The organism is Moritella marina ATCC 15381 (assembly GCF_008931805.1).
Classification (GTDB): domain Bacteria; phylum Pseudomonadota; class Gammaproteobacteria; order Enterobacterales; family Moritellaceae; genus Moritella; species Moritella marina.
The window spans coordinates 1,750,844-1,764,053 of the sequence record NZ_CP044399.1; the positions used below are offsets into that span (position 1 = coordinate 1,750,844).

General features: G+C 40.8%; 10 protein-coding genes. 6 read left to right on the top strand and 4 right to left on the bottom strand.

The genetic code is table 11. The features are described 5' to 3' along the window. Positions 1-135: 135 nt before the first annotated feature. A complete protein-coding gene (gene ansA, locus FR932_RS07835; protein WP_019440005.1) occupies positions 136-1,146 on the top strand; it encodes an asparaginase in 1,011 nt (336 codons plus the stop codon). A 129-nt stretch (positions 1,147-1,275) separates the two neighbouring features. Here the strand turns inward: ansA and punC are convergent, their stop codons facing one another. Further along, positions 1,276-2,532 carry a purine nucleoside transporter PunC gene (gene punC / locus FR932_RS07840; RefSeq protein ID WP_019628758.1) on the bottom strand — a complete coding sequence of 419 codons (1,257 nt, stop codon included), beginning with the start codon at positions 2,530-2,532 and terminating at the stop codon, positions 1,276-1,278. A gap of 103 nt (positions 2,533-2,635) precedes the next feature. Here punC and punR point away from each other — a divergent pair, with 103 nt between their 5' ends. The 3 genes from punR to FR932_RS07855 all read left to right on the top strand — a co-directional run bounded on the left by punR (position 2,636) and on the right by FR932_RS07855 (position 7,440). After that, positions 2,636-3,538, top strand: a complete 903-nt coding sequence (punR, locus tag FR932_RS07845; RefSeq protein ID WP_019440003.1) for a DNA-binding transcriptional activator PunR — start codon at positions 2,636-2,638, stop codon at positions 3,536-3,538. A gap of 72 nt (positions 3,539-3,610) precedes the next feature. Further along, on the top strand, positions 3,611-6,811 hold the full coding sequence (locus FR932_RS07850) for a DUF748 domain-containing protein (RefSeq protein WP_019440002.1): 3,201 nt from the start codon (positions 3,611-3,613) through the stop codon (positions 6,809-6,811). Between the two features lie 302 nt (positions 6,812-7,113). Beyond that, the gene (locus tag FR932_RS07855; protein ID WP_019440001.1) at positions 7,114-7,440 is read left to right on the top strand and encodes a hypothetical protein; all 327 of its coding nucleotides are present in this window, start codon (positions 7,114-7,116) and stop codon (positions 7,438-7,440) included. Between the two features lie 30 nt (positions 7,441-7,470). Here FR932_RS07855 and pepT read toward each other — a convergent pair whose 3' ends face one another. Next, entirely contained in the window at positions 7,471-8,697 is a 1,227-nt protein-coding gene (gene pepT, locus FR932_RS07860; protein ID WP_019440000.1) for a peptidase T, read from the bottom strand. Positions 8,698-8,840: 143 nt separating this feature from the next. Between pepT and FR932_RS07865 the strand changes: the two genes are divergently transcribed. Then, the gene (locus FR932_RS07865) at positions 8,841-9,260 is read left to right on the top strand and encodes a hypothetical protein (RefSeq protein ID WP_019439999.1); all 420 of its coding nucleotides are present in this window, start codon (positions 8,841-8,843) and stop codon (positions 9,258-9,260) included. Between the two features lie 205 nt (positions 9,261-9,465). Then, a complete protein-coding gene (gene purT / locus FR932_RS07870; protein WP_019439998.1) occupies positions 9,466-10,647 on the top strand; it encodes a formate-dependent phosphoribosylglycinamide formyltransferase in 1,182 nt (393 codons plus the stop codon). Positions 10,648-10,817: 170 nt separating this feature from the next. Here purT and FR932_RS07875 read toward each other — a convergent pair whose 3' ends face one another. Both FR932_RS07875 and FR932_RS07885 read right to left on the bottom strand, forming a co-directional pair. Continuing rightward, a complete protein-coding gene (locus tag FR932_RS07875) occupies positions 10,818-12,017 on the bottom strand; it encodes a NupC/NupG family nucleoside CNT transporter (RefSeq protein WP_019439997.1) in 1,200 nt (399 codons plus the stop codon). Between the two features lie 217 nt (positions 12,018-12,234). Further along, complete coding sequence (locus FR932_RS07885; RefSeq protein WP_019439996.1) at positions 12,235-13,173, bottom strand: LysR family transcriptional regulator; 939 nt, start codon at positions 13,171-13,173, stop codon at positions 12,235-12,237. Positions 13,174-13,210 lie beyond the last annotated feature (37 nt).

Genomic DNA, 13,210 nt, shown 5'->3' on the forward strand with positions numbered 1-13,210 from the left:
TTTACCGCACAATTCAACTCCCGCCCTTAATTCCCCTATTTAATTTCATTTTTATTCAGTAAATTAGCAGCAAGCTATTCCATTAATTGATTTCAGCACTATAATCCCCCTTAAAAACGCACAGGGAATTTATTAATGGCTAAGAAATCAATCTACATTGCATATACTGGTGGCACGATCGGTATGCAACATTCAGAGCACGGTTATGTACCGATGGAAGGATTCATGACAGATTGCTTAGCGCGTCTACCTGAATTTCACCGCGAAGAAATGCCTGATTTCACACTGCATGAATATTCGCCGTTAATCGACTCTTCTAATATGTCTCCGTCTGACTGGCAACAAATTGCAGAAGACATCCAGACCAACTATGACAAATATGATGGTTTTGTCATCTTGCATGGTACTGACACCATGGCATATACAGCATCTGCATTAGCATTTATGTTAGAAGATCTTGGCAAACCCGTTATCGTTACCGGTTCACAAATTCCACTGGCAGAAATCCGTTCTGACGGACAAAGTAACTTACTTAACTCACTTTATTTAGCTGCAAACTACCCTGTTCACGAAGTATGTTTATTCTTCAATAACCAGCTATTGCGCGGCAACAGAACAACAAAAGTACATGCCGATGGCTTTAGTGCTTTTGATACTCCAAACTGTGAAACCTTATTAAAAGTCGGTATTAACATTGAAGTGTTATTGGGTGACGTAAAACCCATTACAGAAAAAACCCTCACAGTAAGTAACATTACGCCGCAACCAATTGCGATCGTAACGCTTTATCCGGGTATCTCCACCGAAGTAATTGGCAACATTCTATTACAACCAGTGAAAGCACTTATCTTACTTAGCTATGGCGTTGGTAATGCACCACAAAGCGCAGATATCTTAAATGCACTAGCAGCAGCTAACAAACGCGGTATCGTTGTTGTTAACCTAACGCAATGTATTAAAGGTAAGGTAAATATGGGTGGCTATGCGACAGGTGATGCATTAGCACAAGTGGGCGTTATTTCAGGTTTCGATATGACCACCGAAGCAGCATTAACTAAGCTCCATTACTTAATCAGTAAAGATCTACCAAGCGAAGAAATCAAAGACCTGATGCAACAAAATATTCGTGGTGAATTAAGCCACTAGGCTATGGCTATAGTGTATTAACATCACATTTGGTATATCGTGTTGAACACATGAAAATGAAAAGGGAAAGACATTAACTGTCTTTCCCTTTTTAGTAGTCAATTTTAAGTAACCTACGCTAGTCAAGCCTTAAGCGACAGCAACTTCAGCAACAACCTCTGCAAGCTTTTTATGCTTAGCTAATAGATAACCAACCACAATCAACCCGCCTTGGAACAACATAACCGCCGTCACCGCATAAAGTCCTTGCTCAGAAAATGCAGAAACCACACTACTCGCTAAGAAACAAAACATCGTCTGCAAGAAGTTAAGTAGGCCCGCTGCAGTTGCACTGCAATTTTTAAAATCAGCCAGTGCAGCATTAATTACCAATGGATAAATCGCCCCATTAGCGACCGCTAAGAAACAGAATGGGATCAAAATAGGCCAAATAGTCGTCGGTGCCGTCGCAAATGTAATCACAAACATAGTTACTACAGTGGCGATAAACAAAGTGATTAACCAAGGCAGTAATTGTTTCGCACTAAAACGGGTTAACAAGCTGCGACAACCATAACCACCAACAAGAAAAGCAACTGTCTGAGGTAAGTAACTCAGACCAATATCCGCCCCTGTATAACCCATCGCAGTCATAATGAACGGTGAACCTGTTAAATAGGCAAAGAAAGCAGCGGAGCATGCCGCAAAAATCAACATGTTACCCATGAATATTTTTGATTTTACAATCTGCTTATAATCTCGCACTAACTGCACGGTTAACTTTTCTTGCTTTTTATCTAAAGGCGCACTCTCTTCCTGCCTCGTTGTCGCCAAAGATAAAGCTAAACCAATCACCACAAGCACAACAAAGATACTACGCCAGCCAAAGAACTCTTCTAGGCCAGCTCCTAACAAAGGTGCTAATGCTGGAGACAAAGCAACAAGCGGCATGATGGTTGCAAAAACACGTTCCGATGCTTTACCTTGGTAACGGTCAATCACCACGGCCTGCCAAATAACAGTACCAGCACACGCCCCTAACGCTTGACCAAAACGCGCAACTAAAAACAATTCAATGCTGTTAGAAACAGAGATAACCACCGTGGATATAACAAAAATAGTCATACCCACAAACAACATTTTTTTACGGCCAATACGATCCGATAAAGGCCCATATACTAATTGGCCTAACGCCATCCCTAACAAAAAAATACTCAGCGATAAGCTGATCAGTGTTTGTGTTGTACCAAACTCATGACGGATAGTTTCGAATGCAGGTAAATACATATCCGTTGCTAGAAAACCCAGCATGCTTAGTCCAGAGAACCAGATCATTGTGCTCATTGACGCGGTGTTTTTGGCATTTACAGTGCCATTACTTTTTATATTGTGTTTAATATTGTTCATTGCTTAACTACATAGACGAATGATGATGTTGCTATTTTAATACTGGCATTCACGTTTGAGAAACGCTAATATTTGACCATTGACATCAAAAAATTTGATACGTATGTTTTCTCAACAAGATCTGCAGGTTATTGACGCTGTTGCACGACGTGGTAGTTTCACCGCAGCGGCCGACGAACTCTGTAAAGTACCCAGCGCCATCAGCTATACCGTGCGTAATATTGAAGAGCGGTTAGCAGTAGCTTTATTTATCCGTCTACACCGAAAGGTTGAACTTACCCCTGCGGGCGAATACTTTGTCGTTGAGTCACGTAAGTTACTCAAACAAATGGCCCACATGAAGTTTCAAACCCAGCGTGTCGCGAATGGTTGGAACGAAAGCGTATCTCTCGCGTTAGATAATGTCGTCCATGAAGGTCGAATCAATACTATGGTTGGTGATTTTTATAACGCGTTTCCGGATGTTGAACTGCTATTAACCATGGAAGTATACAACGGCGTTTGGGACGCCTTAACCGATTCACGTGCTGATATCGCCATTGGCGCGACAGCAACAATCCCAGTGAGCGGTGGATTTGATTACCGTAGTATGGGCGAACTCAAGTGGACATTTGTCGTCAGTCCTAACCACCCATTGGCAAATGCAACACAAGCAATTGATAATAAAACCCTGGCAAAATATCCGGTGATTTGTTTAGAAGACACTGCGCGTAAGTTGCCTAAACGTACAACTTGGTTGCTCGACAACCAACGCCGCTTGGTCGTTCCGAACTGGCACAGTGCGACACAACTGTTAAAAGGTGGCTTAGGAATTGCAATCATGCCTGCACACATGGCCAATAAACTACTCTTAACGGGTGAACTAGTAGAAAAAGAAGTCATTACAGCCTTACCAGTTAGCGATTGTTGTTTAGCCTGGAATACTAAACGCATGAGCCCCGCTATCGCCTGGTTATTAGATTATTTAGGAGACAGCGAACAATTACATCAACAATGGTTAGAATAATAACTGTTATGCTTGCCATTGATATCCTATAATTAAGTCTATTGATTGTATTTAAAAGGATTTACATTCCCAATGGCAAATACCACTTCCAACTTTCGTCAACGCTTCTCACGTGCACCACGCTATCAACGCCTGCTGACTTATACGCTCGTTGCCTATTTAATCTATGCTATGTTGCTAGGTTTACTTGTACCTTATCTGGTTAAAAGCATCGCACCTGAAAAAGCCAGCGCCTTAGTTAACCGCCCAGTATTGCTAGAAGATGTATCCATTAATCCTTTTACACTCAGATTTGAAATTAAAGGTTTTGAGATCCAAACGCCGAACCAAGAAGAGTTCATCAATCTTGGTCGAATCACATTACAAGCTAACCTTTGGAAGAGTTTGTTCAATGGCAGTATTAACCTTGAAACAGTCGAAATCGATCAAGCTGCTGTTAATATAGAAAGACTAGATGAAACTAGATTCAGCTTTTCCGATATCCCAGAATACATGGAAGAACAGTCGAAACGTTTTGTTACCGTAGACGCTGTCGTAGAGGAGACAGATCAAGGCACTGACTTGCCGCATATGCAAATTGCGAATATCAGTATCACTAATACCGCGTTTAATTTTAAAGACCAGCCAACAGGTGCAGAGCTAGACTACCCAGCAATCAATGTATCACTGACTCAGTTCAACAGTATTGCCATGTTAGAGAATAAACAGCAAGGCAATGCGCCGACACCGACTTACAACAGTTTTGATTTAAGCATTGAAGGCAGTGATGAAAGTGCTGTCACCACAGCTGGTCGATTCCAGTTGACGCCATTAGAAGCTCAAGGCGAACTGGCACTGAAACACATAAAACTCACCACATTCTGGCCTTTTATTGCCAAAGAAATTATTGCGGAGTTAGAATCAGGCGTTATTGACCTAGCCACTAACTACCACTTTATAGGTAACATAACACCCAATGCAGAAACAGCAACACCGCAGCTGATCACTGACACCGGTGAATTTGCGTTACGTTCACTGATATTAGTATCAGAAGATAACGAACTGATTAACCTGCCGTTATTTACTGCTGCAGGTATCGCGTTAGATTTAGAACAGCAACTTGTGGGTATCGATAATGTCAGTACCGACGGCTTGCAACTTAATGCCAGCATTCATAAAGGCGAAGTCGATTTAGCGACATTGTTAACACCAAAGTCAGCAACTAACGAGCAAACAGCGCAGGCTAGCAACCCCGCTCCGAGTGTCGTAGTTGTAAAACCTGCAGATACGAGCAACACCACAGAACAAGATTCTGTTGTCAGTTCGGTTGTCGATGTCATCGAAACCGTATCAGAAATAGAAGTCGAATCAGTTGTTGAGCAAGTAGCAGCAATTGAAGCAAGGTCAGACGCGCGTGTGTGGGTCCTTAATATTAGTGAATTTAATTTAACAAATTATGATATCAACATTGTTGACTCATGGATCACTAAAGCCACAAAATGGCGCATCGCACCACTAAACTTCAGCACCAAAGCAATATCGAGCACTTATGATGCCCCTATTGATTATGAGCTGGCACTGAGCATTAATGATAACGGTAGTTTTACTTCTAAGGGTAGTATTGATATTAAGCAACAATCCATTGATGCTTACCTCAATCTCGAAAAACTGAATTTAACTCAATTTCAACCTTATATTACGCCTTACCTGAATATCAGCCTAGACAGTGGTTACTTCAGCACTAAAGGTGACCTTTTCGCAGATAGTAAGGGGACAGCCCGTTTCAGTGGTGAAGTGCAAGTTGAAACACTGGCTATTCATGATAAAAAATTAAATAAGTCACTGCTCAAATGGCAAGACTTTACTATCAACAGTATCGCCCTTGATCAACAAAAAAATAGCCTGCTGATCGATCATATCAAGTTGACCCAACCTTATGCACAAGTCATCGTTGCTGCAGATAAAAGTTCAAATATTTCGGACTTAGTGATAGAGCAGAAATCGTCTGAGAAGGAACAAAAAAAACCAGCGGAAGAAGTAACAGCAACAGACTCAACACCAGCTGTAAATACAGAGCCAGCGGCTGATATGTTAATTGAATTAAATAAATTCACGTTACTCGCAGGTAAAGTCGATTATACCGACAACGTACTTAAACCGAGTTTTGAAGCCACTATCGATAAGATAGCAGGTCATATCGGTAAAATATCCTCGACCACAACCAAAAATGCAGAAATTGACATACAAGCCATCGTTAATAAATATGCGCCTATGACCTTAAAAGGGGTGGTTAATCCGTTAATCCCAGAACCTTTTATTGATGTAGAGTTTGTGTTTAATAACTTTGAATTGCCGTCAATGACCCCCTACTCTGGTACTTATGCTGGCTTAGACATTGATGAAGGTCAGCTGTCTCTTGCACTTAAATACAAATTAGAAAAAAATCACTTAGAGGGTAGCAACCATATTTTAATTGACCAATTAGATATGAATGACACCAAAGACAGTGACGTGGGTAGTATTCTGCCTGTTACTTTAGCGATTCCATTGCTAAAAGACAGCAGTGGCGCAATTGATTTAGGCGTTAACGTATCTGGTGATATTAATGATCCGAGCTTTAATGTCGGTGAGATTGTTCTAAAATCATTAAGTAACATAATTCTTAAAGCCGTAACTTCGCCATTTACATTATTAGCTAGCCTTGTTGATACGACCGATGATTTAGACAAGGTAAGTTTTACCAATGGCTCAACAATACTCGCGAAAACGGAACAAGGTAAACTCGATACATTAGCGAAAGCCCTCGCAAAACGCCCTGAAATAAAACTAAATGTCAAGGGTAGTTATGACAGTAACCTAGATAAAAAAGCACTGCAAAATAGCAGTTTAAATAGCAAATTAACTAAATCATCGGGCATTGTTATTACATTAGACAGTAACGAAACCACACTTCCAGAATCGACAAAGGTAACTAGTGCGCTAGTTAATTTGTATGAATCAGAAACCAAAGGTAAAGCAGATGCATTACGCACTGCAATTGCGACACAACAACCTGAACTCGCAAATGCAGAGTTGGAGCAAGTTTGGCTACGTAGTTTATATACTCAAAGCAGTAAGTTACAAACGGTGACTGATAAGCAATTAAGACGTTTAGCAAAAGCACGGGCTAATGCCATTAAAACCCATTTACGTGATGTGAGTAAAGTCGATGCGGGACGCGTCTTTGTGTTAAGTCATCAAAGTAATGTGCCATCAACAAGTACCCAAACAACACTCACAATGGTAGTCAAATAAATAACAAAATAAAGCTCACGTAAATAGTTAGTAGATAAATAGTAAGTAAGTTAAAAATAGACCTCATTGATTTGTACTATTAAAATCAATGAGGTCAGCCCTCCCCCGCATATTGCCACTATCAGCCTATTCCCGATAAATATACAAATCACAAATCATGACTTATGCTTACCTTAGATTGAATTGAATTGAATTGAATTTCACCAAGCTAGTTTAAATTAAACAAAGTGAATTTGAATGCCAAGTTGTTTACAATTGACTGATGAAGACGTCTTCAGTTAACGGTAATTGGAGGTCGATTTATGCTTGAAGGTAATTTCATCACGGTAAAATCTGAATTGTTAATAAGACACATTCATCAGTTTATGAATCACAAACTCAGCTACAGCATACTCTCTGATTATGGTTGGGAAATATTACAAGACTGGCAGCGTTTAAACATCGTGGATAACAAGATCACGAGCTCAAAGGAACAAGTATTTTGGTACTTACTCTTTGAGCTGCAAATTCAAGATGAAGTCGCGTTATTACATGATAAAGCGCTGAATAGAAAGCTAGATCATTGTATACAGTTTTTACAAGGGCAGCTTGATATGCCTGACAACTGTGTTGGTATCAGGCCTAATTAGCCTTGTTAATTCGAGCTTTTAGTTACTAGCCTATTGGTATTTCTTCGCCGTTAACGCCGCGATTTTAACAATAACCTGTACTGATTTTTCCATCCCTTCTACCGTGATAAACTCATGAATACCATGAAAGTTATAACCACCAGTGAAGATATTCGGGCAAGGAAGTCCCATAAAGGATAATCGCGCCCCATCAGTACCACCACGAATAGGTTTAATGTCCGGTTGTATATCGCACTCAATCATCGCCTGCGTAGCCAGTTCAATGATATGTGCGTGAGGCTCTACCATTTCACGCATATTGTTATAACTGTCGCTTATTTTAACTTCTATGCGATCACAACCAAGTTCGCTATTTAATTCAGCAACTTTTTGCTGCATAAATGCTTTACGGTGGGCTAATCCGGTGGTATCAAAATCGCGAATAATATAATTCAATGTCGTTTTAACAACACTCGTTTGCATTGAGTTAAGGTGATAAAAGCCCTCGTAGCCCTCGGTACATTCAGGTGTTTCATCAGCAGGCATCATCGTTTGGAACTGCGCTGCAATCCCCATGCTGTTAACCATTTTACCTTTTGCTGAACCAGGGTGGACATTAACGCCGTGGCAAACGACATTTGCCGAGCTGGCATTAAAGTTTTCGTACTCTAACTCACCAACCGGACCACCATCAATGGTGTAAGCCCATTGCGCATTAAAACCTGACACATCAAACAGATCAGCACCACGTCCTATCTCTTCATCTGGTGTAAACGCAATGCAAATATCGCCATGCTTAATCTCAGGGTTTGCTTGTAAATAAGCAATCGCAGTAATAATCTCTGCAATACCTGCTTTATTATCGCCGCCAAGTAATGTGGTTCCATCAGTGGTGATTAGAGTCTGACCATGTAATTGATTTAATTCTGGATACATAATCGGTGACAGTTTTTCACCGTGACCTAAATCCACATCACCGCCTTGATAGTTTTCAACAATTTGCGGTTTAACCCCTTTACCCGAGGCATCAGGAGCCGTATCCATATGGGCTATAAAGCCGATAACTGGCACAGGTGTGCTAATATTACTTGGTAGGCGTGCCGATACGTAGCCATTACTATCGCGTTTTACATCCATTAAGTTTAGAGACTGTAGCTCCTGCTGTAGTAGTTCAGCGAAGACCGTTTGGCCTGATGTGCTTGGGCAAGAATCAACAGTAAAATCGGATTGCGTATCAAAACTGACATAACGTAAAAAACGTGAAATCAATGTAGTCATTATAATGCCTTAATAATTAAGTGACGAGTAAGTCGTTATGATGTATGCCTATTATGCATAATATTAACTAACGACACATTGTTCTTAATCATAAATAGGTAGTTAATGTTAACCGTAAATAGGTTATCAGATCAGGAGGTATCATGCGAAACATCACCATAAAATGGCAAATACTATTAAGCTACAGCCTTTTATTTATTGTTTCATCCATGGTAATTACTGCAATAACTCTACTTTTATTTACGCAAGACTGGCAAATGATATTCAATGTTAAGGTACAAATAACAGCACTTAATTTAGCACTTATTGCTGTTATTTATGTTGCCTTTCCCGTTTTACTGCTCCGTTTTTGCTATTACTTCTATCATTTAGTTACACATGGTAGAAAAGATGGTATCTCGTTATTTTGCTATCAAACTTTATTCAATCCTATCAATTTTTTATTTCGCCCTAGTTTACTTACCGAATCGGGTTTAACTTTTCGCCGTCGCTGCCTGATTTCAGTCATCCTATTAATTGGTTTATACAGTGCCATTTTTGCAATGAGCGACCTCGCGGTATAAAGCTAATGACCGACACCCCACAAAAAGCCATACTTTCACTCGTTACAAGCAGATTAACAGTTAAAGCTTCCATTTATGTATAAATCGCTATATCATGCAGTGTATTAGTCTAGTTAAATTAACTATAGTACTTAAAAGACAACAAGTTAGTGAATTATCATTTGTTTGACCACCAAATTTATAATCAATTAATAGGGAACTGTTTATGTTAGGTACTGCCAACAGCAAAAGTGCAACACGTGTATTATTATTAGGCGCTGGTGAACTGGGTAAAGAAGTCGCCATTGAGTTTCAGCGTTTAGGCGTTGAAGTGATTGCCGTTGATCGTTATGACAATGCACCTGCAATGCAAGTTGCACACCGAAGCCATACCATCAGCATGTTAGATGGTGACGCGTTAAGACGTGTTATTGAGCTTGAAAAACCAGATTACGTTATCCCAGAAATCGAGGCTATCGCCACAGACACTCTGCTTGAACTAGAGCAAGAAGGTGTCAATATCGTACCGACAGCCCGTGCAACTAAATTAACCATGGATAGAGAAGGTATTCGTCTTCTTGCCGCAGAAACCTTACAACTCCCTACTTCACCGTATATCTTCACCGATAATAAAGCTGAATACCTTGCCGCTGTTGAACAAATTGGCATCCCGTGTGTGATCAAGCCAGTGATGAGTTCATCAGGTAAAGGTCAAAGTATTATTCGTGATGAAGCCGATATTGACCAAGCTTGGGATTATGCCCAAGAAGGTGGCCGAGCAGGCGCTGGACGTATCATTATCGAAGGGTTTGTTAAGTTCGATTTCGAGATCACCATGCTGACTATCAACGCTGTTGATGGCATTCATTTTTGTGCACCAATCGGTCATCGCCAGCAAGATGGAGACTACCGTGAATCATGGCAGCCGCAGGTAATGTGTGATGAGGTACTTGCTAAAGCACAGGCAGTATCAGAAAAAGTAGTGAAAGAATTAGGCGGTTATGGTCTATTTGGTGTCGAACTCTTCATTCGTGGCAATGAAGTGTTCTTTAGCGAAGTATCACCACGCCCACATGATACCGGCATGGTGACATTAATTTCACAAGACTTGTCTGAATTTGCTTTACATGTACGCGCTGTATTAGGGCTGCCGATTACCCAAATTCAACAGTTTGGCCCATCTGCATCAGCTGTTATTCTTGCCGAAGGTAACTCGACTAATATTGGCTTCAATCAACTAGCACCAGCGTTGACTTGTGTTCCTGGTAGTCAAATTCGTTTATTTGGTAAACCTGAGATTGCAGGACAGCGCCGCTTAGGGGTTACGCTTGCACGTGGTATTAATACCATTGACGCTATCGATAAAGCGACGAAAGTAGCAAAAACAGTTGAAGTAACTTTCGACTAAATCTATTCGCTAAAATAGCCGTTACTGCATTAATACTATGTACTGTGGTAACGGAAGTATATCAATCGATATAAAGCAGCTATATAAAAATTATAGAAAAACTATAAAAAAAGGCTAACAAGTTAATACTCGTTAGCCTTTTTTGCATCTTATCGCTTACTAATCAAAAGCTATAAACTTAAAATAACACCGGCAATGGCAGCGCTCATTAAGTTAGCCAATACACCAGCGAAAATAGCACGGAAGCCATGTTTAGCAATAAACTGACGACGTTCAGGGATCATGCTGCCTAAACCACCAATCAAGATAGCCATCGTACTGATGTTGGCAAAACCACATAACGCAAAGGTAATGATCGCTTGGGAATGTGCGCTTAACTGATCTTGTACTTCCATCAATTGAATAAAGGCAACAAACTCATTCACCACGATCTTATTACCAATTAATGAACCTGCAACAATTGCTTCATTCCATGGCACACCAATCAACCAAGCAACAGGCGCAAACACATAACCTAAAATGATTTCAAAGCTTAACGTCATATCAAACCAATTGCCGATACCACCTAACATGCCATTCAACAACGCGATAACACCAACAAAGGCTAACAATGTCGCACCAATCGCAGTCGCCATGCTTAAACCAGCCATCGCGCCGTCAGCAAGTGCTTCAACTACGTTTGTTGCACGTGGTAATTCAACTTTAGTGATTTCATCTGCATGAATTTCATTTTTTGCCGGTGGGAACAAGAACTTCGCCATTAACAAACCTGCAGGCGCAGACATAAATGACGCCGCCACTAAAAATTTTATTTCCACACCAATCATCGCATAACCGACTAACGTGCCACCAGCAACCGATGCCAAACCACACGTCATCACAGCGAAGAACTGCGAGTCGCTCATGCCTTTTAAATACGGTTTAACCACTAATGGCGCTTCAACCATACCAACAAAGATATTGGCAGTAGCTGCGAGTGATTCCGCACGGCCTGTGCCTAATAGTTTCTGTAAAGCACCACCGACAATGTTAATCACTTTAGGCATGAAACCAATATGGTACAACGCCGAGATTAACGCCGAGAAGAACACGATAATACCCAATACGTTAATCGCAAAAACAAAAGTGCCTTCGACTAAACTACCAAATAAAAATGAGATACCTTCTTGGCCATAATCAATGACATTTGATACACCAGCACTAAAACTGTTTAACGCTTCTTTGCCAGCTGGAAAATATAATACGATAAAAGCGAACGTGATCTGCAATGTAAACGCGAGTGAGACTGTTCTAAGGGGGATATTACGGCGGTCATTAGAGAAAAAATACGCCGTTAATAGGATCACTATTATGCCTAAAATAGATATCATGGAACAAACCTGTTGGATGCTTAAAATTATAAAGACGCGTATTGTAGTCCGCGCCATTTTTACAGCAAGTCCAGTAAGTTACCTGCTTGTTACAATTAAATAAAGTCGGTGTCACGTGATAGCTAGATAGTTGTTTTATAACGTTTCTATAATCATATTTAGGGCATTATTTCCATATGGAAAAAATATTTCCCCATGAAAAGATAAGTTGTTGAGATTAAATGGTGATCTGCGACTTTAATTGTTGATCCCAGTATGAAGGTTGACCAATATATTCTTTAAAAAAGACGATTGCCGCGCTGATCTTCTTCGGTAAATGCTTACGGCTTGGGTATACAGCATAAAAACGCATAGCCTGACTCGCCTGCCATTCCGGTAACAGTTGTATTAACTTACCCGTTCTAAACTCATCGGTAAGTAAATACGTCGCTAGGTAAGCAATGCCCCACCCCGATATCGCCGCATCGCGGATCGCTTCAGCTAGATCAACACGGTAATCCCCATTCACATTAATGTATATCACGTCATGACCTTGCTTAAATGACCATAAGCCATAGTTACGTTCGCGACTTTGGTAGATAAGACAGTTATGCTGTTCCAGTTCTTGTGGATGTAATGGCGCACTATGATGCATCAGGTAATCGGGCGATGCCGCCACAACAAAACGGGTATCCGCTAAATGCTGGGCAACGTAACCTTCTGGAATATCTTCAATGTTGGTTAGCCAAAGATCTAAACCATCATCAATCATATTGGTTTTATAATCGAACAGGCTCACTTCAACATGCAGGTCTGGATGTAGCTTTCTAAATTGCTCAATCGCGGGAATGATATGAATCGTGCCAAATGATTGCGATACGCCTAACCGCAGAATACCGCTGACTTCATCTTGCAAGTTAGCCATCATCACATCTGCGTCTTGCACACTACTTACCACGTCAGCGCAATAACGCGCAAATTGTTGTCCGGCATCCGTTAGCGTGAAACTGCGGGTGGATCGTTGCACCAACTTGACGTTTAAATCTGCTTCTAAGCATTTAAGGTGTTTGCTGACATGAGAAACCGACACACTGAGTGTATGTGCAGCAGCAGTAAAACTACCGGTTTGTACCAGAGTATGAAAAAGTGCCATTTGGCTAGCGCGATCTTGGAGCAAAGGAAAAGTACCTAGTAACGTCCAATCCGTGTGACTA